Source organism: Rhodanobacter sp. FW021-MT20 (assembly GCF_041107475.1).
Classification (GTDB): domain Bacteria; phylum Pseudomonadota; class Gammaproteobacteria; order Xanthomonadales; family Rhodanobacteraceae; genus Rhodanobacter_A; species Rhodanobacter_A glycinis.
Genome location: NZ_JBGBPX010000027.1, coordinates 15,357 through 40,237 on the forward strand (window position 1 = coordinate 15,357; position 24,881 = coordinate 40,237).

A 24,881-nucleotide genomic window follows, 5' to 3' on the forward strand; every position below is an offset into this window, starting at 1 on the left:
CACTTTTGCGGGAATGCCCGCTGAATCCGATCCGTTCGCGACCTTGTGCGAGTGCGGGGTTATGTAGAAGCATATTCCGGCGGTTCCACACGGTGACCACACCGCCGTCGTTCGCATGACGTTGAAGAGCGATATGGAGAAGCCAGGCAGGATGCTCGTGGCCCACGCAATCAGGGGATATGCCATCACTTCGTTCCGGGAGACATCCATGAAAACACGCTCATTCACGCTCGCGCTGCTCAGCGCTGGCGTGCTCGTCGCGCTCGCTGCCACGCCGGTGCTGGCACAGACCAGCAGCACGACGACGACCAGTGTCACCACCAGCCGGGAGGCGACCCGGCTGGGCACGGAGTTCACCTCGTTCGCCGGCTCCGACGACAACGCGCAGGCGTTGGTGCACGGCCTGCGCAACGGCAGCCCGATCACGCTGACCGAGCCAGCCACCACAGTTGGCGGCAGCGCCACCGCCACCACGTTCACGCCAGACACCGGCAAGATGGGCTACGGCAACGTGAAGATTGCGCTGTCGCTGGCCGAAGCCAGTCTCACCAAGGCCGGCATCAGTGATCCCACCTCGGCCGAACTTGCTGCTGCGCTCAACGGCGGCACCCTTGTACTAGCCAATGGCACCAGCATCGATCTGAAGGGTGTGCTGGCCGAGCGTGCCGCTGGTGAAGGCTGGGGCCAGATCTCCAAGAACATGGGCTTCAAACTGGGCGACGTGATGCGTTCGCCAAAGCATGCTGGCGAAGTCGCCGAACACGCGCATCATCAAGAGCACAGCAAGGTTGAGCGCGTCGAGCTGGCGCATGGCCGCAATAATGACACGGCCAGCCATCCAGACCGCGTGAGCAAGGTGGATCGCCCGAATCGCCCCGAGCGTCCGGATCGCCCTGAGCGTCCGGATCGCCCCGATCATCCCGATCACGCCGGCCGTCCAGGCGGCTGAGTCTGGTCTCTCCTTCCGGCGGGCCTGGCTGATGCCGGGCTCGCTTTTCTTGAGTTTTAAGGGAAACGATTGCATGCATAACAAATCCTATTGGGTGGTGGCTGGCGGACTGCTGCTTGTCGGCGCACCGGCGGCACACGCCGCCACCACGGACAACGGCCAGTTCAGCCTTTCGGCAGGCGCCGACTACAGCAGCGGCAAGTACGGCAGCACCACCACCACCGACATCTGGTCGGTGCCGGTCACCGCCGAGTACGAGACCAGCAACTGGACCTTCAAGCTGGTCTTGCCCTACATCAACGTCAGCGGTCCCAGCGACGTGATTCCGGGTGTGGGCCACGTGAACAACAAGAACCCGAAGTCGCGTGGTCACGGCCACGGCAATAGCGGCGGCACCACGCCGGTGGCCAGCACTGGCTCAGCCTCGGGTCTGGGCGACGTTGTGGCCTCGGCCGACTACCATCTGTTCACCAGCAACGACCAGAGCTTTGGCGTCGACCTCACCGGCAAGGTGAAATTCGGCACCGCCGACGCGGAAAAGGGTCTGGGCACCGGCAAGAACGACTACGGCCTTTCGCTGGACACCTTCAAGGCCTACGGCAACTGGACCGCATTCGGCGGTGTGGGCTGGATGAAGTACGGCAGCTCGCAATACATCCAGCTGAAGAACGGCTTCAACGCGACGCTGGGTGCCAGCTACAAGCTGAGTCGGAACGACAGCTTTGGCGCGTACTACTACTACCGCGAGCGGATCGCCACCGGCGGCGGGGCGCAGAGTGAACTCACCGGTTACTGGAACCACAAGTTCAACGACAGCCTGCGCCTGCAAACCTACGTGATGGGCGGATTCGCCAACGGCAGCCCGGACTACGGCGTGGGCGCCACGCTGAAATACACGTTCTGAGGAAGGCTGCGGCGCCGGCGCTCGAAGCAAGTGGCCGGTTTGTCCGGCCGCCGAGCGTTATCGTTCGGGATGCCATCGCAAGGACAGACACTCGCTGTCAATGGAGATCGATGGCAAACCGTACGCTGAACGTGGTTCATGGCTCTAAGCGTGCGCTAAGCCGTTCGCCGCAACCTGTCTGCGTCGGGCAAATCCACAGGCCCGCTGCATAGCAAGGAGGACCACATGAAAACAACAAAACGCACCATCCGCCTTCTGGCTGGCTCTGCACTGGCACTTGCCATGATGATCCCGGTGGCGGCATCTGCCCATACGCACGTTTTCGTGGGTATCAACCTCGGCGGTTTGATCGCTCCGCCACCGGTCGAGGTCTACTCCGCACCCGCGTACTATCCGCCGCCGGTCTACTACACGCGCTCGACGTATTACGAGCCGCGCGTGATCTACCGCGAACCGCAAGTCGTCTACTACCACCGCTGGCACCGCGACTGGGACCACGACAGGCGCGGTGACTGGGATCGCGATCGCTGGCACCGCGACTGGCATGAACGCGATGACGGCGGCTGGCACCATGATGGGCACCGTGGCGACGACAACGACGAACAGTAAGCAGCGTACGGCTACCTGCGTGCGCACCCGCGAGGGTGCGCACGCTCTTCGGCACACCGGACTGTTGTCCGATCCATGGTCCCGGCTCCGCCTGATCCAAAGCTAATGATGGTGCCCGCCGGTATCGGCATCCATGTCATCGTCCGGCGGAGCCTTCGCTACGATGTCCTTGTATTGCGCAGGCGTCATCGCCGGCAGCTTCTGCAGGAACGCCACCATGCTCCAGATGGTGGGATCGTCGTGGCCCGCCATTCCCCATGCCGGCATGGCGCTCATCTTGATGCCGTGCTTGATCACCCAGAAGGCCTCCCGTGGATCAACGCGCACCTTGGACAGGTTCGGCGGTTGCGGGTACATGCCTTTGCGCAATTCCGAATTTTCGACTCCCGGCTCAAGGTGGCAGCTGGTGCACATCGCCGCGTACTGGCCCGCGCCTTTCAGGATCAGCTGTGGATCATCGAGGTTCGGTACCTTGATGTCTTCGGATCGCAGGTGGATCGAGCGATCACGCAAGGTCTGCAGCAACGTGAAGACGGGCTTGGTGTGATGGTCGTCGGCACCGATGTTGTACATGCCGGAATAGACAAATGCGGCCGCGCCCAGGGTGAGCACCCCGAGCGTGGCCACCACGGTGATGCCGTAATGCCTGATGTGTGTTTTCACGATGCTCTCCTGATCAGAACCAGACGCGGATACCGGCAACGATCTGCCGGTCCAGTGTGTGCTCGCCCGCGGCACGGGCATAGTCGGCGGTTTGGCCCAAGCGGCGCACCCAGTTGATGCCGACATACGGCGCGAATTCACGCCGGATTTCGTAGCGCAGGCGCAGCCCGAACCGGACGTCCGACAAGCCGCTGCCGATACCCCGTGCCGGATCGCGCTTGCCGTAGAAATTGGCTTCCAGTTCGGGCGTCAGGATCAGGCGCTGGGTGAACAACACATCGTAGTCGACACGCAGGCGCGCGGCGGTGCGACCGGACGAACCCGCATAAGCAGTCGCTTCCAGTTGGAACCAGTATGGCGCCAGTCCCTGCACGCCGAACGCTGCCCAGGTGCGACCGGGGCCGCCTGCCCCGATGTCGTGGCGAACACCCAGCTGACTGTCCCAATACGCGGCAATGGCATGGCTCCAGAAGGCTTCGACATCGCCGTCCTGCAGCTTGCCGGCACTGCGCTCGCCTTCGCTGCGCAACCACAGCTTGTTCGCATCGGTGCCGTACCAGCCCTCCAGCTCCCACGACTGGCCGTGGCCATCACGACCGTCGAAAGCTTCCAACTGGTCGATCAGCAGCTTGCCGATGACGTCATTTCCGCCCATGTGGGCTTGCACCGCCCCGTAGCCAACGCCATCGGAATAATCCGGGCTGCGTGCGTCCTGCGGTGCGCGGCCGCCTTGCATCGAACCCATCGACATGCCGTCCATTGAGCCATCAGCAGGCGACGGGTGATCCATGTTCTGCATGGCGCCGTTGGACATACCAACGATGGGGGCTTCGTCGCGCACGTTTGGCTTGGCAGAGTGATTCATGCCGTGCATGTGATCCATTGTCGCTGCGTGTGCAGCCGGTTTTCCCTTGGCTGATTTTTCCTTTTTCTTGTCGGTGGCAGGCGTTGCCATGGACATGTGTGCCATGTCGCCGTGACCCATCGTAGTCATCGGCATCGCTGGTGCCGTCGCCGAACTGCTAGCGGAGGCCGGTGCGGTCTGCGCGGCAACGGCCCATGGCAACGTCAGCAAGGCGATCAACAGAAGTGACAAGGTGGAGGCGAAGGTGCGATGACGCGCGCTCATGACACCACCACCTCGCGCATCATGCCCGCCTCCATGTGATACAGCATATGGCAGTGATAGGCCCATCGCCCTGCCGCATTGGCGCTGACGGCGTAGCTGATGCGCTGCGCCGGCTGCACGTTGAGGGTGTGTTTGCGCACCTGGAATCGCCCATCCGGGTTCTCCAGTTCGCTCCACATGCCGTGCAGATGGATCGGGTGATTCATCATCGTGTCGTTGACCAGCACGATGCGCAGGCGCTCGCCATGGCGGAAGTGCACGGGCTTGGCATCGGCGAATTTCACGCCGTCGAACGACCAGCTGTAGCGCTCCATGTTGCCGGTCAGGTGCAGCTCGATTTCGCGCGAAGGTTCACGCGGGTCGAGCGGTCCGCCGATGGTATGCAGGTCGGCATAGGTGAGCACCTTGCGGCCGTTGTCGCGCAACCCCACGCCGGGATCGTCGAGGTTGGTGCGCGGCATGCCCACACGCATGTCCACACCGGAGCCGTATTCGGTACGTGCATGATGGGCCATGATCATCGGCTGCATGGCCGCGCCCGGCATGTCCATGCCGTGCATCGCTCCATGAGCCGACGGCCTCGCCATGGCCATCGCGCCCATCATGTCGACCATGGTCAGCCGCTGGCGCGGATCCATCGACGGCAGCTCGGCTTGCATGCCCTCGCGTGGCGCCAGGGTGCCTCGGGCGTAGCCGCTGCGGTCGATCGAGGCGGCGAAAATGGTATAGGCGCAATCATCCCGTGGCTCGACCAGCACGTCACAGGTCTCGGCCACGCTGATGCGAAACTCGTCGACCGACACCGGCTCGACATCCTGGCCATCGGCGGCGACCACCGTCATCTTCAGGCCCGGGATACGCACGTCGAAGATGCTCATGGCCGAGCCGTTGATAAAGCGCAGGCGGACCTTTTCGCCAGGACGGAACAGTCCGGTCCAGTTGCCGGCCGGCGCATGACCGTTCATCAGGTAGGTATAGGTATAACCGGAAACATCGCTGAGGTCGGCGGGGCTCATGCGCATGCGATTCCACATGCGCCGCTTCGCCAGTGCCTTCTGCAAGCCCAGTTCGCGCACGTCGTGGAAGAATTCCGGGGCGGTGGGTTCGGCGAAGTTGTAGTAGTCGCCTTGTCGCTTCAGCGTGGCATAGATGTGCTCCGGGTCGTCATCGCTCCAGTCGTTGAGCATCACCACGTAGTCGCGATCACTCGGAAACCGCTCGGCGGCCGGCTCGATCACGATCGGCCCGTACACGCCAACCTGCTCCTGGAAACGCGTATGCGAGTGGTACCAGTAGGTGCCGCTTTGCCTCACCGGAAATCGGTAGACGAAGGTTTCACCCGGCGCGATGCCGCGGTAGCTCATGCCGGGCACGCCGTCCATCTCGAAGGGGAGCAGGATGCCGTGCCAATGAATCGAGGTGGACGTGCTCAGGCGATTGGTCACGCGCAAGGTGACGGTGCTGCCTTCCTTCCAGCGCAGGACCGGGCCGGGAATGCCGCCGTTGATGGTAGTGGCGATGCGCGACCTGCCGGTGTAGTTCACCGGGGCTTCGCCGACAGCGAGGGAAAAATCGGTGCCACTCAAGGCGTGCGGATGGCTCGCACCGACGATGCCTGCCGGGCGACCGGAGGCCAGGGCGCCGGGCGCACGCAGCAGCCCCAGGCCAGCGGCGACGCCACCCAGGGCAACGCCCTGCACGAAGCGCCGCCGCGACGGGTCGGCCATGCGGGAAAACGGGGAATTCATTGACTGTCTCCACGACGGAAGCCGATCGCGACGGAAGCCGATCGCGATTCGACAAAAGCACGCGACGGCCTGATGCAGACCGCGGGCATGGTCAGCGAGGGAGCGTCAGGTGGATGGTGGCCGAAGCGGCGGCGCCGCGTCCGGTGAAGGCGCGAGGACCTGCAACGGCATGCCGTAGCGGACGGAGAACGGCATGGGGACGATCATCGCCAACGCCGCTGGCACCACGGTGGCGCACATCGCAGGACAGTGGCAACCCGACGCCGCATGGCCACCGCAGCAATCGGCCAGGTGATGAACTGCCGTCGCCGAGCGAGTCGCAGGCCCATCGTGGTGACCGTGGTCGCCGGCCATCGAGGTTGCCGCATGCACCGAAGACGCATCCTGGACAGGCATGCCTCCAGGCGCAGCCGTAACCGAAGTGATCACCAGCATCAGCCACGCGAACACGCTCATTGCGCGAAGGCAACGGGAACGCGTGAGTCGGCGCAGCGTGGGGATCATCCCGGCAGGATAGACACGGCGCCGTGACCGAACAACTCTGGACGAGGGTTCAAGCGGGCTGCTGGCGAACCATTGCGCCGAGTCGGGCCAGGCGGTCGGCCGGCGCGGCCACGGGATGTATCGCCCTTCTTCATATACCATAGGTGGGTATGATATTTGCCTTTCCACGGGAAACCGGGCCATGACGCACATCACTCGCGACAAAACCAGACTGCTCAATCGCGTGCGCCGCCTGCGAGGCCAGGTCGAAGCCATCGAACGGGCGCTGGACGACGAGAAAGACTGCGGCCAGATCCTGCACCTGGTAGCCGCCGTTCGCGGAGCCACCAACGGCCTGATGGTCGAACTGCTGGAAGACCACATCCGCTTTCACGTGGTCGATCCACGGCACGAAGCCGACCCGGACAAGTCCAGAGGCGCCGCCGACCTGATCGACGTCGTCCGCGCCTACCTCAAATAGCCAGCGGGGATTTCCATGACGTCAGAATTATCCCCGCACGGCGAGGACCTCGCGGAGGCCACGCGGGATCGCACCGTCGCACACGAAGCACACGACCACGGCGAACACGGCCACGAGCACGCGTTCGACCTCAAGGAAGCCGCACGCATCGCGTTCGTTGCCGGCGCCGCAGCGGCCGTGTGGTTTCGTGTGTGGGAACCGTTCGCCGATGTGAGCGTGATTGGCATCGTCGGCGTACTGGTCGGTGGCTGGCCGGTTTTCCGCGAAGCCGCCGGGAACATGCTGGCGCGACGCATGACCATGGAGCTTTCCATGAGCATCGCGTTGATCGCCGCCGCGGCGATCGGCGAATTCTTCACCGCGCTGGTCATTACCTTGTTCGTGCTGGTCGCCGAAGTGCTGGAGGGCATGACGGTGTCGCGCGGACGCAGCGCGATTCGCGACCTGCTGGATTTCCTGCCTCGCTCGGCCACCGTACGCCGCGCCGACGGCGTCGCCGAGATCCATGCAGCCGATCTGGCGATGGGCGACGCGGTCCTGGTCAATCCGGGCGGACGCGTGCCGGTCGACGGTGTGGTGACTGGCGGGCATTCGTTCCTCGATCAATCGCGCATTACCGGCGAGTCGATGCCGGTGGAGGCTGTCGCAGGCTCCCGCGTTTTCGCCGGATCGATCAACCAGTCTGGTGCCATCGAGGTTCGCGCCGAGCGATTGGGACGCGATACCAGCTACGGCAAGATCATCGAAGCCGTCGAGCAATCCGAGCGCTCGCGCGCTCCCGTGCAGCGCCTGGCCGATCAACTGGCCGGCTATCTCGTGTATTTCGCCCTGGCGGCGGCGGTGCTCACGTGGTTGATCACCCGCGACATGCGATCGACCATTTCGGTGGTGATCGTGGCAGGAGCATGCGGCATTGCGGCCGGCACGCCGCTGGCCATCCTCGGCGCCATCGGCCGGGCCGCGCGCCTGGGCGCCATCGTCAAGGGCGGCCTGTACCTGGAGACGCTGGGACGCGTCGACACCGTGGTGGTCGACAAGACCGGCACGCTTACCTTCGGAAAGCCCGAAGTGCGGCAGGTGACTCCGGTCGAAGGCATACAGGCCGCGGATCTTCTCGATGCCGCCGCGACGGCGGAAATACGCTCCGAACATCCGCTGGGCAAGGCGATCGTCGCGCATGTCCTGGCGCAAGGCCGCACTGTCGCCGAACCGGACGATTTCCACTACACGCCGGGGCGCGGCATCGTCGCAAAAGCCTGTGGCTCGACATTACAGGCCGGCAACCGTTTGCTGATGGCCGAGCTTGGCGTGGACGTCCCTCGGCAATGGGCCGGAAACGCGGCGGCATCGGAAGTGCATGTCGCGCGCAACGGCAGGCTACTCGGCACCATTGCAATGGCGGACAAGGTGCGCCCCGAAGCCCGCGCCGCTATGGATGCACTGGCGCGGTTGGGCATGCGCACGCTCCTGCTGACCGGCGACACCGAACCCGTGGCCAGAGCCGTTGCCGACTCACTGGGCATCACCGAGTTCGAGGCGAACCTGCTGCCGGAAGACAAGCACGCCCGCGTGACGACGCTGGTTGCGGCGAAACGCCGGGTGGCGATGCTGGGCGACGGCATCAACGATGCGCCAGCGCTGGCCGCCGCAAGCGTCGGCGTAGCGATGGGATCGGGCACCGACGTCGCCCGCGAGAGCGCCGACATCGTGCTGCTGGGCAACGACCTGTCGCGCTTCGTCGACACGCTGGTGATCGCGCAACGCACCCGCAGGATCATCTGGGCCAACTTCATCGGAACGATCGTGGTCGACGTGATCGGGGTGGGACTGGCCGCTTCCGGCGTGCTCGACCCGCTGGGGGCAGCCTTCATCCATGTCGCCTCGGAGATGGCCTTCATCCTCAACTCGGCGCGGCTGCTGCCGACGATGGACCGCATCGACCGGAAGGCAGCTGTTTCACCCGATCCGTTGCCGAATTGACGTCTCCCTGCCTCGCTCCGTCCGGGGAGCAAGCAACAAACCTCAGCTCTGCCGAATGGTTATCGACATGCCCTGGATCATCACGAAGTACCTCATCACGTCCGCCATAGTCGTGGCCGTCTCGGAGCTGGCCAAACGCAGTGATCGCCTGGGCGCACTGCTCGCTTCGCTCCCCTTGGTCACCTTGCTGGCACTCACCTGGCTGTATCTGGAAAAGCAACCGGCATCGAAGATTGCCAACCATGCCTGGTACACGTTCTGGTATGTGGTTCCGACGCTGCCGATGTTCCTGGTCTTCCCCCGGCTTTTCGCGCGCTTCGGGTTCTGGCCGGCGTTGGCGTTAAGCGCCGTCATCACGGTGGTCTGCTTCGGCGCATTCGCGCTGCTGGTAAAGCCTTTCGGGATCGAACTGCTCTGACCCGGCAGCGGACAACGGCGCAGCAGACAACGACAGGGCCAGGCGCGCAGCGCGCGCCTGGCCCCCGACCTCACTTCTTGACCGCGTACAACTGCGACAGGTAGTCGGGCGTGCCCTTGACGCGTACCAGGTGCGGGTACTTCAGGCCGCCGTGGTAGTCGATCTTGATGGTCTTGTACTCGTCGAAGTTCTTCACCATCAGGGTGATCGGCGCCGAGCTGTTCTGGGCGTTCTTCACGGCCTGCTTCATGTTGTCGGCGTTGAACTCCTGGCCGTCGACCGCAACGATGGTCATGCCCGGCGCGAGGCCGGCCTTGAACGCGGGGCCGTTCCACAACACGTCACGCAAACTGCCCTTGCCCGACGTGCTGAAGCCGACCGAGTAGGTGAGGTCGATGCCCTTGATGTGGTATTCCGCCATCAGCGCCTTGATGACGTCGGATTGCTTGTCGGTATACACCAGCTTCCAGCCCTCGGCGGCGATGCCGTCGGTGACTTTCTGATGGCCGTCCAGACGCGTGCGCAGGAACGTGCTCCAGTCGTACGGCTGGATCTTGTTGAGCTCGCTGACCACGTCCTGGAAGGTGTAGGTATTGATGTTCCAGGCGCCGGGGTCGACGCCGAAGAAGCCACGCGCGAAATCGTCCAGCGAATGCTTGTCGTGGCTGAGCGCACGCAGCTTGGCATCCACCGCCAGCCAGATCAGCTGACCGGCGGAGTAGTAATCCTCGCTGCCCTGGTAGTTGCGATAGGCCAGCGGCGCGCGCTGGGCCATGACCGGATCGTTGGTGGTGTCTTCGATGGTGCGCCAGCTCAGCAGGCCGGGACGGCCCATGTCGTAGGTCGCCGCCACGTAGGCCAGCTTGTCCAGGCCGGTCTGGGTGTTTTCCAGGCCGGTGCGAACCGCCATCACGTTGCCCCAGAACTGGGTCTGCCCTTCGTACACCCACAGCAGGCTGTCGCCCATGGGAACGTTGAAGTTCGGCGTCCACAAGTCGGCCGGACGACGGTACTTGCCGTCCCAGGAGTGGTTCAGCTCATGCGTCAGCAGGTCGTGCGGCGTCTTCAGATTCCACTTGGTAAAGAAATCGGCGCCGGTACCGTCTTCACTGGAACGATGATGTTCCAGACCCTTGCCGCTCATCTTGTCCGACAACCAGAGCAGGAAGTCGTAATGGTTGAAGTGGAAGGCGCCGTAGAGCTTGTGGTACTGGGCCGGAATGGTGTGCAAGGCCTTCATCGCTTCCGGCGAGATCACCAGATCCTTGGGCGCGTCGGCGATGACGTCCAGGTACATCGGCGTGAGCTTGCTGCCGGGATCCAGCTCGATGCGCTTGAAATACTTGCCGGCGATCACCGGCGAGTCGACCAGGTCGACATAGGAGATCGGCTTGAAGTTAGTGGTATCGCCCTGCTGGCTTTGCGGCCGCAGCGCCGAACCGATCTTCCAGCCTGCCGGCACGGTGACGCTGGGTTCGGTCATGATCTGGCGGGTGTAATAGCCGGCCGGATACATCGACACCTTGCTCCACGCCAGGTCGAGCATTTCCGGGGTCATCCGGATCGGCCCTTCGCTACGCTTCTGTGCCGTGAGCACCTGGAAGTCGACATCGATGCTGCTGGCGCCGGCGGGCACGTCGATATGGAAGGCGTAGACGTTGTACTTGTCGCGCTTCCAGGTCAGCACCTTGCCGTTGGCGCGAATCACCAAACTGGCGACCTTGTCGATCGGGCCGCTGGGCTCGTGGTCGCCGGGAATCCACTGCGGGTACAGCAGGTACATCGGGCCGGCCTTGACTGGAATGCTCTCGTGCACGGTGAAGATGCGATGGTCGACGTCGGTGGCATCGACATGGACCTTCATGGTGCCCGGGTACGGGATGTTCTGCGGCGGCGGCACGTTGTCGCTACGTGACTGGTCTTGCGGGACCGTGGCGGTATCGGAAGGAGAAGCTTGCGCCACCAGCGGCGCAAGGCCGAACGTGGCAACCAGTAGTGCGGCCGCAAGAACAGTGGTTTTCATCGGGACTCCGGATCGGTTTCTGTTTCGCCGAGGCGTAACGGGAAGGTGAGGATGGATGCAGTGGGGAATGGCAACGCGTCCATGCACGGGCAAGCCATGCGATGACGTCCGCGGAAACCATGGCGGACGCGCCACCGAATGAGCCCATCGGTCAACAAACGAGGCACGACATGCGCCGGCGCGTGGATGAGTCCGGCGCCAAGGCAGATATCGATGGCTGGGACACTGATCGCGCCCTGACCTTGGCGGGAGTGCCGGAAGTCACACCGCAAACGGGGTCGCAATAACCAGCGAATGCCACGCGCAAGACGCAAAAATCGCGGCGTTGCCTCACGCCTTTTGCGTTCAATTACTTGGACCTTGGCGAGCCGGCCGCTGGCTTTCCGTCACGGCGATGATGCGGCCTTCCTGCAAGTCAATCGCAATTTCCTGCACTGAAGATTCGCGCATGCTCCGGCACCACAGGACGTGGTCAGGGCCGGCCTGCGCCAGCGTCGAGCGCCGTCACCGACGACGTGCGCACCGGCGCCGGCGCTTTCTTCTGCCCCACCCGCGCCAGATGCAGCCGCAGGATGCGACGCAATTCCAGGATCGCTGCCGGGGTCTCCTGCACGCTGTGCCATGACGGGATCACCACCTCGGATTCGGCACCGGCCAGATGCGCGCTGGTGTACGGCACCACGCCGTCGCTGCTCTGCGCCAGCGTGCCGTGCGGTTTGTACAGACCAATGATCGAGTGGTAGTGCACCTGCGGCGAGATCGGCAGGTTTGCGGTGGCGACGATGAAGGGATCGGTGTCGCTCAAGTTGCCCACGCTGTTGGAAACATGGATCGGCGCGCCCTTGCCTGTACCACCTTGGCCCGAATCGTCCTTGAGCAGATCCGAAATGCTGGCCACATCCTTGATCACGCTGAACGGCAGGCGGATCAGTTCGGCAACCCAGCGCGCCAGTCGATGCCGCGCCATCGGCGTGCCGCGATGCGGCGACGACAGGAACACGGCCTCGTCCACTTGCGGCATCGGCGAGAACTGCAGGTACGGCGCCAGTTGCCGATGCAGCCGCGCGCGCTTCGCGGCGGAAAGTTTGCGGCTTTCCGGCACCAGGCTCCACAGCTTGTCGCCGCTGGACGACACCAGCAGGCGCGCGATCACGCCGCCCATGCTGTGCCCCACCAGCATCATGTGCCGGGTGGCGCGGGCGGTACCGTTCGGATCGAAGTGCTGGATGGTGGCATCCAGCGCCTGGCGGATCTGCCGCAGGTTCACCGCAATCGGCGCGTTGGTGGGGTAATAGACCTGCCACACCTGATAGTTGTGGCGCAGCGTTTCGTCGCCCAGCACCTCGTTCGCCACGTTGACCCAGGCTTCGGGGCTGCTGGCCAGGCCGTGCAGCATTACCACCGTCAATCGGTTCGGATCGTAGGGCTGCATCAACAGCACGCGTGGCTCGGCCAAGCCGCCTTGCCGTCCCAGCAGTGAACGGATCGACTGCATCGCGAAACCCGAGCGCGCCAACCACAGACCATAGGGTGCGGTGAAATTCGCCCCCAGCGGCACGCTGCGACCCGCGATGGTGACGTCCGCATCGCGATAGGGATCGCGCACCAGCAATTGCACTTGCCGCGTCGCCAGCACCTCGTCCAGCGTTTGCCCGCCGAACACCAGCACGCCGGTCATCGCCGCGTAACGCGGCTCGCGCCATGGCACGTTCGGCGCATCCGGCGTGGATGGCGGCGCCACCGCCACGAAATCCGAGCCGAACCCATCGCGTCGATAGACGTTGCGCAAACCCTTGAAGCGCAGTGCCGAGGCCGGGATCAACTCCGTCGGCGTGGCGCGCAGATGCAGGTCCGTATTCGGTCGCAACACGGTCCAGCCTGCCAGCGCGGTCTGCGACCAGTCCGTGTTCAAGCGCGGCAGCTCCTGGAACCAGCGCCCCACCACGCGCTCCACCGCGTAATCGTAGAACGCGATCACCCGCGCCTGGCGCTGGTCGAACACGCGCTGGGCCGGTGTCCGCTGTGTGTAGAACAGATAGGCGTAGGCGTAGCGTGCGGATTGCAGGTAAGCGCCGAGGGTGGCGTTGTCCATCGTCGCGGCGTGGTCGTCGTGCAGCGCGTGCCCCAGCCACAGTTCCGACAGGGCGGACAGCCGCTGTTCCTCGTCGAGCCCACCCGAACGCCCGACGATCTCGGTACACGCATCGAAGGATTGCGTGCATTGCTTCGTGGTCAGCGCCACCACGTTGAGCGCCTGCACCGTGCTGTCGCTGAGTCGGCCCGAACCGAGCACATCGGCGCGACTTTCGGCCACCACGTCATGCGGTTTGAGCCGGCTCACCCCCACCATCGCACAGGCCTGCAGGCACAGCAGCAGGATCGGCGCGACAAGGCGCACCAACCACCAGGTCCTGCTTCGCATCCCGCTTGCCCGCTCCATCCGCTTTCGATCCCGCCCACGGTGTTGCGACGATTGTAGCCAGCCGCACGGGCCGCGGGCATTGTCATCCACGACGTGACGCGGCAGGCTTCACGCATCCAGTGATGACCCGGGCAGGACACGATGAAAGGTTTGCGCGCAATCGGCGCATTGTTGTCGTTCGCGCTGGCCGCGCTGGTCACCATCATCTCCGGCGCCTGGGGCGCACTTGCCTTGTGGTACCAGCTACCCGGCAGCCACGCCGCGCGAGCACTCGGTGCATCGCTGTGGGTTGCCGCCGTGCTGGCGTTGATCGCCGTAGTCATCCTGCGCCGCACCTGGTGGCCACTCGGTGGCTATGTGCTGATGTATGCGCTGCTGCTGAGCTGGTGGTCCACCATCGTGCCGACGAACCATCGGGTCTGGGCCGACGATGTCTCGCGCCTGCTCACCAGCACGGTGCATGGCAGCATGGTGACCTTGCACAACGTGCGCGACTTCACCTGGCACAGCGCCGATGACTACGACGAGCACTGGGTAACGCAAAGCTACGACCTCGACCAGCTGGTTTCGGCCGATGCAGTGCTTTCTCACTGGGGCAGCCAGGCGATTGCCCACGCGATGATCTCGTTCGGCTTCGACGATGGCCGGCACCTGGTGTTTTCGGTGGAGATCCGCAAGCGACGCGGCCAGAAATTCTCCTCCATCGGCGGTTTCTTCAAGAACTTCGAGTCGATCCTGATTGCTTCGCCCGAAAGCGACATCGTGCGCGTACGTACCAACGTGCGCGGCGAGGACGACTACCTCTACCCGCTGAGCATGAGCCGCGACGCGATGCGCGCGCTGTTCCTCTCGTACACGGCCACCGCGAACCGGCTGGTGGATCACCCCGAGTTCTACAACACCATCACCTCGAACTGCACCACCATGGTCTATCGCATGGCACGCCAGCTCGACCCCGGCCTGCCGTGGGATGCACGCCTGCTGGTCACCGGCTACCTGCCCGGCTACCTGTACAAGATCGGCGCGCTGGACCACCGGCTGACACTGGACGAATGGAACCAGCGTGCGCGCATCACCGAACGCGCACGCGCCAGCAAGGCCGGCGAGGATTTTTCCGCGGCGATTCGCGCGCCGTTGCGTTGATGCCCGCTGGCTGAACCGCACCTGTTCAAGGTGTCGCAATACGCGTTCAATCACGCTTTTTGTGATGCGTGCACACGACATCGCAACACGCTTTTCTCGACGCGCGCAAAAAGCTGAATGGAAGCGCAGCAGCGGCCGCGCGAAATGCGCACGCTCATGTCCACATGGGGTAGGTTCAAAAGGGTGGTGCATCCACCCCACATCCTCGAACGACCTGCAAGCCGTCATCGCGAAGCAGGCACGCACCCAGGAGAGACACGCATGACCATCCGTACCCTTCGAACCACCGTGCTGGCGACAAGCCTCATGGCGCTGGGCCTTGCGGGCTGCTCGCAATACGTGAAGAAGACCGACTTCAACACCGCCATCCAGCAGTTGCAGCAGAAGCAGCAGGACCAACAGCAGCAGATCGACTCGATCAAGCAGCAGATGCAATCGCAATTCTCCAAGTACGACGCGCAGATCACCGCGATGCAGGGCCGCGTCAGCGTCGATACCGTGGCGCACTTCGCCTTCAACAGCGCCACGTTGAACGATCAGGACAAACCGGCGCTGCAGAACTTTGCCGAAACCATGAGCAAGTACCATCCGAACGCGATGATCACCGTGGAAGGCTTCACCGATCCGGCCGGTTCGCGCGGTTACAACAAACACCTGGGCATGGAACGCGCCAAGGCCGTGCGTGACTTCCTGGTCAGCAGCGGTCTCAACGCCGACATGGTGCGCGCCGTGAGCTATGGCGAGGACGCCAACCGTCAGGTGGCCAAGGGCGCCAGCCACGACCGCGGCGCCGACAACCGCCGCGTCTCGCTGACGGTGGACTCCACCGGCACCGGCGCCATGGCCTCCGCTGCGCCCTGACGCGACATTGCGAACCACGGCAAAACCAGACGCCCGGGCTTGCCCGGGCGTTTTTGTTTACATGGATAGACGCAGGCACCAGCGACCGTAAGGCTTTCCCCGCAACACGCCGGTGGTGTAGAACCGAAGGCACCGTTCAACCGATCACCAACCCGCATGGCCGACAGCACTTTCCTGATTCGACTGGCTCACGATGACGACGACTTCATCCTGGGACTGGTGCCGCGCTTCGTGAATTTCGCGCTGCCGGCATGGCGCAAGCGACAAGCGTGCATCGAAGGTATCCACAGCGACCTGGCGCGTCATCTCGACGAATCGCCTGCCAACAGTTACCTGTTTGTGGCCGAGGATGCCGACGGCGAACGCGCCGGTTTCATCCATATGCAAAAGACGCGGGATTTCTTCACCGGCCGTGGCAACTGCCACATTTCCGACCTGGCGGTGGCGCCGCAGCATGAAAGGCGCGGCGTGGCGCGCGCCCTGCTGGCGCATGCCGAGGATTGGGCGCGCGGGCATGACTGCCAGCTGATGACACTGGCCGTATTCCCCGGCAACGAGCGCGCCCGCGCGCTGTACGAAAGCGCCGGCTACGGCATCGACCTGCTGCGCATGGCCAAGCCGGTGCGCTGAGCTGCAGATGCGAAGAAGCCGCCCACAGGCGGCTTCTTCGACAACGACACAGAGCGGCAGCGATCAGTTGGTGACCGTGTTCGCCGTTTCAGCGTTTTCACGCAAGCTGAGCTCACGCGCCACGCGGTCGATGTTGCCCAGCGACAACAGATGCGCGTAGATCCAGCCAAGCACACCGTTCTTCAGGAACTCGTGCGTGGTCTTCTCGTCGAGCTTGCCGAGCTTCTCCTCGCTGACCACGAACAGGCCGTTGAGGTTGATGGCGTTGCCGCCATCCTTCTGCAGCGTGATGTTGCGCGGCTCCAGCAGGTCATGCGCACGCAGCTGTTCCATGAACCACTTGGTGCGGGACACGTGCTGCTGGAACTCGCCGAGGAAGTTCACGGCATTGGTCAGCAGCTCACTGTCGGTGCCGTCTTCCTTGAACAGGCGCTCGCCCTCGGCGCCAAAGCCTTCATAGGCCTCGTCGAGGAACACGGTGAAGTCGTCGCCTTCCACTTCCGGCGGCTTCTCGGCCAACACGAACGGATAGCGGCGGATGAACGCCGGGATATAGGTGTTTGGCAGCCACTGGCCATTCGCGTCGACGAACAGGTTTTCGTTCTGACGCAGGCCGAGCAAGGCCATCGGGCCGGCGCTGGCGATATCGTTGCCGGCAAACAGGATCGGCATGTCGCGGGCAGCGGACGGGAACTCCACGCAGGTCAGCGGCACCGAATGCACGTTGAGCGCGAACTTCAGGCTCGGCACCGGCTTCAGGTGCAGGTCCTTGTGCTGGGTACGATTGAGCGGCACCGGGCGCTCGTAGAAAAGAACTTCAGCCACGTTATTACCTCTGCCCCGCCGTGCCGGGGTCGCCACCAGCGGCTCCCCCTCCCAAACCCGGCGTCGGGTCTACAGATGAATGGGCACTATATCAGCGCGCGGGCGCCTCGGCGAACGGGGCTTCCTGAACAGGCATCTACCTGTCCTGCAAGGGATTTGCATGCGTTTTGCAACAGGTTTGTTCTATGCTGCGTTTACTCGGGCATTGCTGGACCGATCTTTCGCTTCAGGCTGAAGGACGAAACACATGCTGATGGAAGTGCCAATCCGGGCCGATCTCCATTCGACCCGCGTGCTGTCGCTGGACGCCGCCGGCAGGATCCTCGACTGGATCAGCTGGCAGGACGCGGTATGCCTCTACGTCCGCGACGCCGTGGCCTGGACCCTGGGCGATCCCTGCCTCACCGTCCATGGCGGCCAGAATCGCGCCCTGGGCGTACAGAGCACGCTGCAGCTGCATCCGATCATCGCCAGCACCGGCCATTGCCGCGAATACGCGATCGACCCTGCTCCGGCGCTCACCAACACCGCATTGTTCGCCCGCGACCGCCACCTGTGCCTGTACTGCGGCGCGCATTTCAACCGGGGCGGACTCACCCGCGACCACGTGCTGCCGGTGTCCAAGGGCGGCCGTGACGAATGGGAGAACGTGGTCAGCGCCTGCCTCGCCTGCAACCTGCGCAAGAGCAACCGCACCCCGCAGCAGGCCCAGATGCCCTTGCTGGCGGTGCCGTACCGGCCCAGCTGGGTGGAACACCTGATCCTGTCCAACCGCAACATCCTGGCCGACCAGATGGAGTTCCTGGTCAGCCATCTGCCGCGGGACCGGCGCGCCGCCCACGCCGCCTGAAAGCCCGCAGGACAGCGGCCAGCACACCGCTGCCCCGCACTTTCCATGCCGCTGCCCTTGCCCCGCCCCGCCGCTGGGCCAACAATACGCAGATGATCGATCCTGTCCGTTACCCGCATCTGGCGTCCATTGAGGCGCCTACCGACCTGCGCCGCATTCCCGACGACCAGCTGACCGCGGTCGCCGACGAGCTTCGCGCCTATCTGATCGAATCGGTGGCCAGCTCCGGCGGGCACTTCGGCGCCGGACTCGGCGTGGTCGAACTGACCGTGGCCCTGCACCACGTGTTCAACACACCGGACGACCGTCTGGTGTGGGACGTCGGACACCAGTGTTATCCGCACAAGATCCTCACCGGCCGCCGCGATCGCATCACCACGATCAAGAAAAAGGACGGCCTGGCACCGTTCCCGCGCCGCGAGGAAAGCGAATACGACACCTTCGGCGTCGGTCATTCGTCCACCTCGATCTCGGCCGCCCTGGGCATGGCCATTGCCGCACAGCGCAAGGGCGACAAGCGCAAGGTGGTGGCGGTGATCGGCGACGGCGCCATCACTGCCGGCATGGCGTTCGAGGCGCTCAATCACGGCGGCGACGTGGAACCGGACATGCTGGTGGTATTCAACGACAACGGCATGTCGATCAGCGAGAACGTGGGCGCGATGACCAAGATGATGGCGCGCGCCATGGCCAGCCGCCGACTCAATGCCGTGCGCGAACGCGCCAAGCGGGCGATCCCGAAGCAATCCTTCGCCGGCCGCTTCTTCAAGCGCTGGGAAGAGCACGCCAAGGGCATGTTCGTGCCATCGACGCTGTTCGAGGAACTGGGCTTCCATTACACCGGCCCGATCGATGGCCACAACATCCCGCAGTTGCTGACCGCGCTGCGCACGGTGAAAAGCCTGCCCGGCCCGCAACTGCTGCATGTGGTCACCACCAAGGGCAAGGGCTACGCGCCCGCCGAACAGGCGCAGATCGAATACCACGCGGTCGGCCCGTTCGATCCGGATGCCGGCGTGGTGAAAAAGCCCAAGCCGGCCAAGCCCACCTATACCGACATCTTCGGCGACTGGCTGTGCGACATGGCGGCCGCCGACGAGCACCTGCTCGGCATCACCCCGGCGATGCGCGAAGGCTCCGGCCTGGTGCGCTTCTCCAAGGAATACCCGGAGCGCTATTTCGACGTCGCCATCGCCGAGCAGCACGCGGTGACGCTGGCCGCCGGCATGGCCTGCGAAGGCGCCAAGCCAGTGGTGGCGATCTACTCCACCTTCCTGCAACGCGCCTACGACCAGGCCATCCACGACGTGGCGCTGCAGAATCTCGACGTCACCTTCGCCATCGATCGCGCCGGCGTGGTCGGGCCGGACGGCGCCACCCATTCGGGCAGTTTCGACCTGTCCTTCCTGCGCTGCCTGCCGAACATGGTGATCATGGCGCCGGCCGACGAAAACGAATGCCGCATGATGCTTAGCACCGGCTTCCGGCATGCCGGCCCGGCCGCGATCCGCTATCCGCGTGGCACCGGCCCCGGCACCGCGATCCACCATGAGCTGGAAACCCTGCCGATCGGCAAGGCCGACCTGCGTCGTCGCGGCCACGGCCTGGCCATCCTCAGCTTTGGCGCGATGCTGGCGCCGGCGGCGGTCATTGCCGCCGAACTGGATGCCACCCTGGTCAACATGCGCTTCGTGAAGCCGCTGGACGAAGCGATGGTGCTGGAGCTGGCCCACACGCACGATGCCTTCATCACGCTGGAAGACAATGCCGTCGCCGGCGGCGCGGGCTCGGCCGTGGCCGAATGCCTGGCCGCGCACGGCGTCACCCTGCCGATCCTGCACCTGGGCCTGCCCGACACCTATCTGGAACACGGCAGCCGCGAGGAAGTGCTGTCGATGGCCGGCCTCGATTTGCCCGGCATCCGCCACGCGATCCTTGCGCGCTTCCCGCAACGCGCGGCTGCCCTCGCTGCCAACGCCGGCTGAGGCCCTCCGGGCCTCGTCGCACGGCATTCCCGGAGCCTGTTCGAAGCCTTGCTTCCGCAGGCAGGCCCGCTTTTTGTGGAGCCCGCTCGCGGGCGATGCTCCTGTTCTGGCGCTTCTGCGAGCGGAAAGCCTGAAAACATCGCCCGCCAGCGGGCTCCTACAAACCACTCTTGCTCGGGGACGTGCGCCCTCGCCAGGCGCTCAGAACGGCACCTCGACCGACACCCCCAGCGTGCGTGGCGTAGTCAGATGCACCAGCATCGGCCCGCCCACGCTGGCCAGGAAATTGATCGACTGGTCGTTGAGCGCGCCTACCGGCACGCGGCGATCGAGCGCGTTGCGCAGATAGACGTCCACATCGATGCCATGGCGCAACACCACGCCGGCATCGAGGTCCAGCATGCCGTAACCCGGCAGCTTGAAATCCGGATCGCTCGCATCGCCGGGAAAGCCGGCGTGGCGTCGACTCGATACACGCACGGTCGCACCGACGTAGCTCTCATGGCCATGAAACCGACCCGTGTATTTCGCGGCCAGCGTGGTCGCGATACGCGCCGAGTACGGCAGGCGTGCATGGGCGGCAATGCCCTGTTGCGGATTGCCCTCGAGCGTGCGGGCATCGGTCCATGCGCCGGAACCGCTCAACAGCCACGGCCCGTCGCGCCAGGTCGCCTGCAGCTCCAGACCATCGATACGCGCATCGCCGGTGTTCTCGATGATGGCATTGCCAACGGTGTAGGTGATCAGCTGCATGCGGTGCCATTCGATGTCGTAGACATCCGCGCCGATATTCAGTCGCCCGTCCAGATGGCTGCCCTTGTAGCCCAGCTCGTAACTCTGCAGCGTGTCCGAGCCGAAGCTGTTCTTCGCACCGGGATTGGCGCCGAAGATGGTGCTCGTCACCGGCGCCTGCAGCCCACCGGGCCGATAGCCGGTGGAGGCGCGCAGGTAATAGCTGTGCGTCTTGTCCGGGCGATAGCTGAAGGTCAGCATCTTGGTGATGTCGTCACTGATCATGTGCTCGCGAAAACCGCCCGCGCTGCCCGCCACCGCGCCACTTTCGACATTCGACAATTGCTGGGCGTTGCCGCTGGCGCGCAGGCCGGCGGATACATCCATCGTCGGCGTGACGTGCCAGGTGACATTGCCGTAGCCGGCGTATTCCTCGAAGCGGGCGTTGACCCGCTGGGTCAGCAACACGCTGTTCCCCGGTGGCGGCAGATTGGCGCCTTCCAGCGCGTATTGCTCCCACGCCTCTTCGCGGTTGAACCACATCCCGGCCAGCCAGTCGATGTGTTCGCCCTTGCGCGAGGTCAGCCGCATTTCCTGCGAAGTCTTGTGCACGTCGTAGCGCGAGTCGACATAAAGCGAACTGAGTTGGCGGTCCACACCGAAAGCCGGGCCGAGCACGTTGAGCAGCGCCAGGAAACCGTCCGGATAATCCTGCACGCTGCGATTGACGAAGTTCTGGTACGAGCTGATCCAGTCCAGGTGGGCCCAGCCGAATTCGTAACCGGCGCGGAACGCATACAACTGCAAGGTCTGCGAAAACGGTTCGCGATGGTTGAGTCGCCGGTGGTACGGGCCGCCCGAAATCGGCTGCCCGGTGGCCAGCGAATAGTCGGCCATCGACAGTCCATCGGCGGCGATTTTCTGCGCCATCGCACTGAGATTGAAGCTGAGCCGGCTGCTGGCATCCACCTGCAATTGCACGCGCGCGCCACGGGTATGCGTGCGATCGGCGCCGCTGGCCGGCGTTTCACCCACTGCCCGGTAGACGCCGGCACTGTGCCGGTCGAACACCGAGGCCCGCAATGCAGCCACGCCCTTCACCAGCGGCAAATTCAGCGTGGCGTGCTCGGTGTAGCCCATGCCGGCACCCTGGGTGTGCGAGATGTCGACACCGGCGTTGCCGCCGAAGCGATCCGTGTCGGGCTGGTGGGTCACGTACTTGATCAGCCCGCCCATGGAACCGGCACCGTACAAGGTGCCTTGTGGGCCGAACAGGAACTCGATGTGGTCCAGGTCCAGCAGCGCCGGATCGAACACGAAGGTCGCAGCCGCGGCATACACCGTACTGCCGCCCACCGGCACGTCATCGATGTACACCGACACGGTGGGGCTGGTCTGGTTGCCGGTGGACACGCCGCGCATCACCAGCTGGCCCTGTCCCGCGCCACCCTGGCTGGCGAAGAACACGCCCGGCTGGTACGACACGTAATCGCCGAGCGATTGCGCGCCCAACCGGCGCAAACGGCTGGCAGGCACTTCATCCACATGCATCGGCACTTCACGCGATGGCTCGCGGCGGCGATCGGCGGTGACCATCACCTCGCCCAGCGTCACCGCATGCTTCGTCGCGGCTTTGTCTTGCGTCGGGCGCACCGACGTGCCGGATGCAGCCGTGGTTGATGCCTTCCCGATGACCTGCTGGCTGACTGGCGCAGCCGCCCATGCAGGGGCCGCTCCGGCCAGGGCCAGCAGCAGGGCCGCGCAGATCGCCCGTGTCAGCGGTCGTCGGTCGGTGGCGCCGGGGCGGTCATGATGGTCGTGCCCGGCCCCGATGGAACCTCGTGCAGAGGACGTGCCCATGCCCACACCCGGTCAGTCGAATGGACTGCCCGAGTGTAACCCCGCGCGCCGTCACGCTGATGTGCACGGCGCTTGCAACCCGGGCCGGCAACCGCCACTGACGCGGTCGCGCGATTCAATGTCCCGGGCGGTGAAAACTCCTTCGTAACCGGCATCGCACAGCAAGGCGCGCACGGCCTCGCCCTGGTTCCAGCCGTGCTCGAACAACAGCCAGCCATCGGGGAGCAGCACCTCGCGTGCGTCATGCACGATGCGACGGATATCGTCGAGGCCATCGCTGCCGGACGCCAGCGCGGACGCGGGCTCGAAACGCAAATCGCCCTGCCCCAGATGCGCGTCGTCCGCCTCGATATACGGCGGATTGGAAACGACCAGCGCGAAGCGCTCGCCCTGCAGCGGAGCCAGCCAGTCGCCTTGCGCGAATTGCACGTTGCGGATGCCCAGTCGCTGCGCGTTGCGGCGCGCGACCGCCAGCGCCGCAGCACTGGCATCGGTGGCGACAACTCGGGCCTGCGGCCGCTCGCTCGCCAGCGCCAGCGCGATGGCGCCACTGCCGGTGCCCAGGTCGGCCACGCGCACCGCCGCATCGGACGGCAACCGTTCCAGTGCCAGTTCCACCAGCCGCTCGGTTTCCGGACGCGGGATCAGCGTTGCCGGGCTGACCTCCAGTTCCAGTGTCCAGAACCCGCGACGGCCGGTGAGATAAGCCACCGGTTCGCCCGCGGCGCGACGTTCGACCAACGCTGCGTAAGCCGCGGCGACCGTTGCATCCACCGCATCCTCCGCATGCGCGAACAGCCAGCTGCGCGGCTTGCCGAGGGCATGCAGCAGCAGCACCTCGGCGTCGACGCGCTCGCCTAGCATGCGCGTGGCGGTCGCAAGCAGCTCGCGTACATCAGTCATGGCTCGGCAGATCCGTCAGCGCAGGAACCGGCATCGGAGAATTCCCGAAAGAACGTTGATGAAGCGAGTTTAGAGGGAAGCCTCACGCGCAGCATGCACTGCGTCGATGCATCCTTTCCCTGCCGGCTTGCGTATCCATCAACACGTCGCACGGTTTCCGGATTCCCCATGTCCAAACATCCATTCCCCCAGGCATCGCCCGCTTCATCCCGGCGCCGCAGACGACGCAACCTGTTGCTGGCCGCACTCGCCAGTGTGTTGCTCGGCGGCTGCCAAGCCACGTTCTTCGGCGGACTGAACCTCGCGCAAGGCCGCCCGCCCGGCGTAGTCCGGCACAGCGTGGTCTTCAACCGGCCGAAACGGCTCGCACTGGATGTCTACGCACCCGCCGATGCCCACCATGCACCCGTGGTGGTGTTTTTCTACGGCGGCAGCTGGATGTCCGGCCAACGCCGGTGGTATCGCTGGCTTGGTCGCGTACTGGCGCAACAGGGCTTGGTGGTGGTGATTCCCGACTATCGCAAATGGCCGCAGGTGCGCATGGCCGGCTTCATGCAGGATGCCGCCGAGGCCGTGGCATGGACGCACGCCCACGCCGCCGACTACGGCGGCGATGCGCAGCAACTGTTCCTGATGGGGCATTCGGCCGGCGCGCATATCGGTGCATTGCTTGCCACGGACGAACGCTGGCTGGCCGGTGTCGACATGCATCCGGGGCAACTGGACGGCTTTATCGGCCTGGCCGGCCCGTACGATTTCCTGCCGCTGACCGACCCGAAGTTCATCGACATGCTCGGCCATACGCCGCAGGCACAACGGCAATCGCAGCCGGTGAACTTCGTCGACGGCAACGAGCCGCCGATGCTGTTGCTGCAAGGACTGGCCGACCGCGTGGTGAAACCGCAAAACGCGCGTTCACTGGCCAGCGCGATGCAGCGGCTGGGCGAGCCGGTCGAACTGAAGCTGTATCCCGGCATCGGCCACGCGGCCATTCTGCTGGCGCTGTCCTCGCCATTTCGCCGGAAGGCACCGGTGCTGCAGGATTGCCTGACTTTCATTCGCGCACATGCCACCGGCCAGGTCGATCCGGTGACGGTGGCGACGCGAAGCGGGCCGCTGCATCTCCACGTCAACCGCTGACCAAGGACGCCGCATCGCGGGCGCATGGCCTAGGAGCGTGGGCGGCAGAAATCTTCCGGGCTGCAGAAGTGTCTGCGTGGTCCATATTTCCGTCGCTTCTTGGCCCATAGAACCACTATGGGCCGGCGAATCGTCGAAAATCT

The 24,881-nt window shown here is 64.6% G+C and carries 19 protein-coding genes and 1 pseudogene; 12 read left to right on the forward strand and 8 right to left on the reverse strand.

Features of this window, described 5'->3' with window-relative positions; all coding sequences use genetic code 11:
- Nucleotides 1-208: 208 nt before the first annotated feature.
- The 3 genes from AB7849_RS18440 to AB7849_RS18450 all read left to right on the forward strand — a co-directional run bounded on the left by AB7849_RS18440 (nt 209) and on the right by AB7849_RS18450 (nt 2,462).
- Nucleotides 209-949 carry a hypothetical protein gene (locus AB7849_RS18440; RefSeq protein ID WP_008208531.1) on the forward strand — a complete coding sequence of 247 codons (741 nt, stop codon included), beginning with the start codon at nt 209-211 and terminating at the stop codon, nt 947-949.
- A gap of 73 nt (nt 950-1,022) precedes the next feature.
- A complete protein-coding gene (locus tag AB7849_RS18445; RefSeq protein WP_008208529.1) occupies nt 1,023-1,853 on the forward strand; it encodes a hypothetical protein in 831 nt (276 codons plus the stop codon).
- A 225-nt stretch (nt 1,854-2,078) separates the two neighbouring features.
- Complete coding sequence (locus tag AB7849_RS18450) at nt 2,079-2,462, forward strand: hypothetical protein (RefSeq protein WP_008208527.1); 384 nt, start codon at nt 2,079-2,081, stop codon at nt 2,460-2,462.
- A gap of 105 nt (nt 2,463-2,567) precedes the next feature.
- Here the strand turns inward: AB7849_RS18450 and AB7849_RS18455 are convergent.
- From AB7849_RS18455 to AB7849_RS18465, 3 genes and pseudogenes are all read right to left on the reverse strand, one after another.
- Nucleotides 2,568-3,125: pseudogene (locus tag AB7849_RS18455) on the reverse strand (c-type cytochrome); the annotation flags it as partial.
- A gap of 13 nt (nt 3,126-3,138) precedes the next feature.
- A complete protein-coding gene (locus AB7849_RS18460) occupies nt 3,139-4,254 on the reverse strand; it encodes a copper resistance protein B (protein WP_369501506.1) in 1,116 nt (371 codons plus the stop codon).
- Nucleotides 4,251-6,002 carry a copper resistance system multicopper oxidase gene (locus AB7849_RS18465; RefSeq protein WP_369501507.1) on the reverse strand — a complete coding sequence of 584 codons (1,752 nt, stop codon included), beginning with the start codon at nt 6,000-6,002 and terminating at the stop codon, nt 4,251-4,253. The genes AB7849_RS18460 and AB7849_RS18465 overlap by 4 nt, the downstream gene beginning before the upstream one ends.
- Before the next feature lie 685 nt (nt 6,003-6,687).
- Here AB7849_RS18465 and AB7849_RS18470 point away from each other — a divergent pair.
- From AB7849_RS18470 to AB7849_RS18480, 3 genes are all read left to right on the forward strand, one after another.
- A complete protein-coding gene (locus AB7849_RS18470; RefSeq protein WP_008208553.1) occupies nt 6,688-6,966 on the forward strand; it encodes a metal/formaldehyde-sensitive transcriptional repressor in 279 nt (92 codons plus the stop codon).
- A gap of 15 nt (nt 6,967-6,981) precedes the next feature.
- Nucleotides 6,982-8,946: a heavy metal translocating P-type ATPase gene (locus AB7849_RS18475; RefSeq protein WP_008208556.1), complete on the forward strand. Its 1,965-nt coding sequence runs from the start codon at nt 6,982-6,984 to the stop codon at nt 8,944-8,946.
- A gap of 67 nt (nt 8,947-9,013) precedes the next feature.
- Nucleotides 9,014-9,364: a DUF3147 family protein gene (locus AB7849_RS18480; RefSeq protein ID WP_008208558.1), complete on the forward strand. Its 351-nt coding sequence runs from the start codon at nt 9,014-9,016 to the stop codon at nt 9,362-9,364.
- Between the two features lie 70 nt (nt 9,365-9,434).
- Here the strand turns inward: AB7849_RS18480 and AB7849_RS18485 are convergent, their stop codons facing one another.
- The gene (locus AB7849_RS18485; protein WP_008208560.1) at nt 9,435-11,387 is read right to left on the reverse strand and encodes a M61 family metallopeptidase; all 1,953 of its coding nucleotides are present in this window, start codon (nt 11,385-11,387) and stop codon (nt 9,435-9,437) included.
- A gap of 472 nt (nt 11,388-11,859) precedes the next feature.
- Nucleotides 11,860-13,809, reverse strand: a complete 1,950-nt coding sequence (locus AB7849_RS18490; protein WP_050984277.1) for an esterase/lipase family protein — start codon at nt 13,807-13,809, stop codon at nt 11,860-11,862.
- Between the two features lie 141 nt (nt 13,810-13,950).
- Here AB7849_RS18490 and AB7849_RS18495 point away from each other — a divergent pair, with 141 nt between their 5' ends.
- The 3 genes from AB7849_RS18495 (at nt 13,951) to AB7849_RS18505 (ending at nt 16,443) form a co-directional block, all read left to right on the forward strand.
- Nucleotides 13,951-14,952, forward strand: a complete 1,002-nt coding sequence (locus AB7849_RS18495; protein WP_369501508.1) for an Lnb N-terminal periplasmic domain-containing protein — start codon at nt 13,951-13,953, stop codon at nt 14,950-14,952.
- Nucleotides 14,953-15,213: 261 nt separating this feature from the next.
- Nucleotides 15,214-15,813 carry an OmpA family protein gene (locus tag AB7849_RS18500; protein WP_008208567.1) on the forward strand — a complete coding sequence of 200 codons (600 nt, stop codon included), beginning with the start codon at nt 15,214-15,216 and terminating at the stop codon, nt 15,811-15,813.
- A 156-nt stretch (nt 15,814-15,969) separates the two neighbouring features.
- A complete protein-coding gene (locus AB7849_RS18505; protein WP_008208569.1) occupies nt 15,970-16,443 on the forward strand; it encodes a GNAT family N-acetyltransferase in 474 nt (157 codons plus the stop codon).
- A 63-nt stretch (nt 16,444-16,506) separates the two neighbouring features.
- Here AB7849_RS18505 and AB7849_RS18510 read toward each other — a convergent pair whose 3' ends face one another.
- Complete coding sequence (locus tag AB7849_RS18510; RefSeq protein WP_092702948.1) at nt 16,507-17,268, reverse strand: SapC family protein; 762 nt, start codon at nt 17,266-17,268, stop codon at nt 16,507-16,509.
- 247 nt (nt 17,269-17,515) lie between these two features.
- Between AB7849_RS18510 and AB7849_RS18515 the strand changes: the two genes are divergently transcribed.
- The gene (locus AB7849_RS18515; protein WP_008208571.1) at nt 17,516-18,118 is read left to right on the forward strand and encodes an HNH endonuclease; all 603 of its coding nucleotides are present in this window, start codon (nt 17,516-17,518) and stop codon (nt 18,116-18,118) included.
- Nucleotides 18,119-18,210: 92 nt separating this feature from the next.
- Complete coding sequence (gene dxs, locus AB7849_RS18520; RefSeq protein ID WP_008208585.1) at nt 18,211-20,103, forward strand: 1-deoxy-D-xylulose-5-phosphate synthase; 1,893 nt, start codon at nt 18,211-18,213, stop codon at nt 20,101-20,103.
- 201 nt (nt 20,104-20,304) lie between these two features.
- Here the strand turns inward: dxs and AB7849_RS18525 are convergent, their stop codons facing one another.
- Together AB7849_RS18525 and prmC are read right to left on the reverse strand one after the other, a co-directional pair.
- On the reverse strand, nt 20,305-22,695 hold the full coding sequence (locus AB7849_RS18525) for a TonB-dependent receptor (protein ID WP_050984278.1): 2,391 nt from the start codon (nt 22,693-22,695) through the stop codon (nt 20,305-20,307).
- Between the two features lie 51 nt (nt 22,696-22,746).
- On the reverse strand, nt 22,747-23,598 hold the full coding sequence (prmC, locus tag AB7849_RS18530; RefSeq protein ID WP_369501509.1) for a peptide chain release factor N(5)-glutamine methyltransferase: 852 nt from the start codon (nt 23,596-23,598) through the stop codon (nt 22,747-22,749).
- Between the two features lie 168 nt (nt 23,599-23,766).
- On the opposite strand from prmC, the gene AB7849_RS18535 reads away from it, so the two are divergent.
- Entirely contained in the window at nt 23,767-24,738 is a 972-nt protein-coding gene (locus AB7849_RS18535; RefSeq protein WP_157618019.1) for an alpha/beta hydrolase, read from the forward strand.
- Nucleotides 24,739-24,881 lie beyond the last annotated feature (143 nt).

Excerpts from the sequence above, each read along its gene's own strand:
- AB7849_RS18440 (WP_008208531.1), top strand. The coding sequence starts at position 209 with ATGAAAACACGCTCATTCACGCTCGCGCTGCTCAGCGCTGGCGTGCTC.
- AB7849_RS18445 (WP_008208529.1), top strand. The coding sequence starts at position 1,023 with ATGCATAACAAATCCTATTGGGTGGTGGCTGGCGGACTGCTGCTTGTC.
- AB7849_RS18450 (WP_008208527.1), top strand. The coding sequence starts at position 2,079 with ATGAAAACAACAAAACGCACCATCCGCCTTCTGGCTGGCTCTGCACTG.
- AB7849_RS18460 (WP_369501506.1), bottom strand. The coding sequence starts at position 4,254 with ATGAGCGCGCGTCATCGCACCTTCGCCTCCACCTTGTCACTTCTGTTG.
- AB7849_RS18465 (WP_369501507.1), bottom strand. The coding sequence starts at position 6,002 with ATGAATTCCCCGTTTTCCCGCATGGCCGACCCGTCGCGGCGGCGCTTC.
- AB7849_RS18470 (WP_008208553.1), top strand. The coding sequence starts at position 6,688 with ATGACGCACATCACTCGCGACAAAACCAGACTGCTCAATCGCGTGCGC.
- AB7849_RS18475 (WP_008208556.1), top strand. The coding sequence starts at position 6,982 with ATGACGTCAGAATTATCCCCGCACGGCGAGGACCTCGCGGAGGCCACG.
- AB7849_RS18480 (WP_008208558.1), top strand. The coding sequence starts at position 9,014 with ATGCCCTGGATCATCACGAAGTACCTCATCACGTCCGCCATAGTCGTG.
- AB7849_RS18485 (WP_008208560.1), bottom strand. The coding sequence starts at position 11,387 with ATGAAAACCACTGTTCTTGCGGCCGCACTACTGGTTGCCACGTTCGGC.
- AB7849_RS18490 (WP_050984277.1), bottom strand. The coding sequence starts at position 13,809 with ATGCGAAGCAGGACCTGGTGGTTGGTGCGCCTTGTCGCGCCGATCCTG.
- AB7849_RS18495 (WP_369501508.1), top strand. The coding sequence starts at position 13,951 with ATGAAAGGTTTGCGCGCAATCGGCGCATTGTTGTCGTTCGCGCTGGCC.
- AB7849_RS18500 (WP_008208567.1), top strand. The coding sequence starts at position 15,214 with ATGACCATCCGTACCCTTCGAACCACCGTGCTGGCGACAAGCCTCATG.
- AB7849_RS18505 (WP_008208569.1), top strand. The coding sequence starts at position 15,970 with ATGGCCGACAGCACTTTCCTGATTCGACTGGCTCACGATGACGACGAC.
- AB7849_RS18515 (WP_008208571.1), top strand. The coding sequence starts at position 17,516 with ATGCTGATGGAAGTGCCAATCCGGGCCGATCTCCATTCGACCCGCGTG.
- dxs (WP_008208585.1), top strand. The coding sequence starts at position 18,211 with ATGATCGATCCTGTCCGTTACCCGCATCTGGCGTCCATTGAGGCGCCT.
- AB7849_RS18525 (WP_050984278.1), bottom strand. The coding sequence starts at position 22,695 with ATGGGCACGTCCTCTGCACGAGGTTCCATCGGGGCCGGGCACGACCAT.
- prmC (WP_369501509.1), bottom strand. The coding sequence starts at position 23,598 with ATGACTGATGTACGCGAGCTGCTTGCGACCGCCACGCGCATGCTAGGC.
- AB7849_RS18535 (WP_157618019.1), top strand. The coding sequence starts at position 23,767 with ATGTCCAAACATCCATTCCCCCAGGCATCGCCCGCTTCATCCCGGCGC.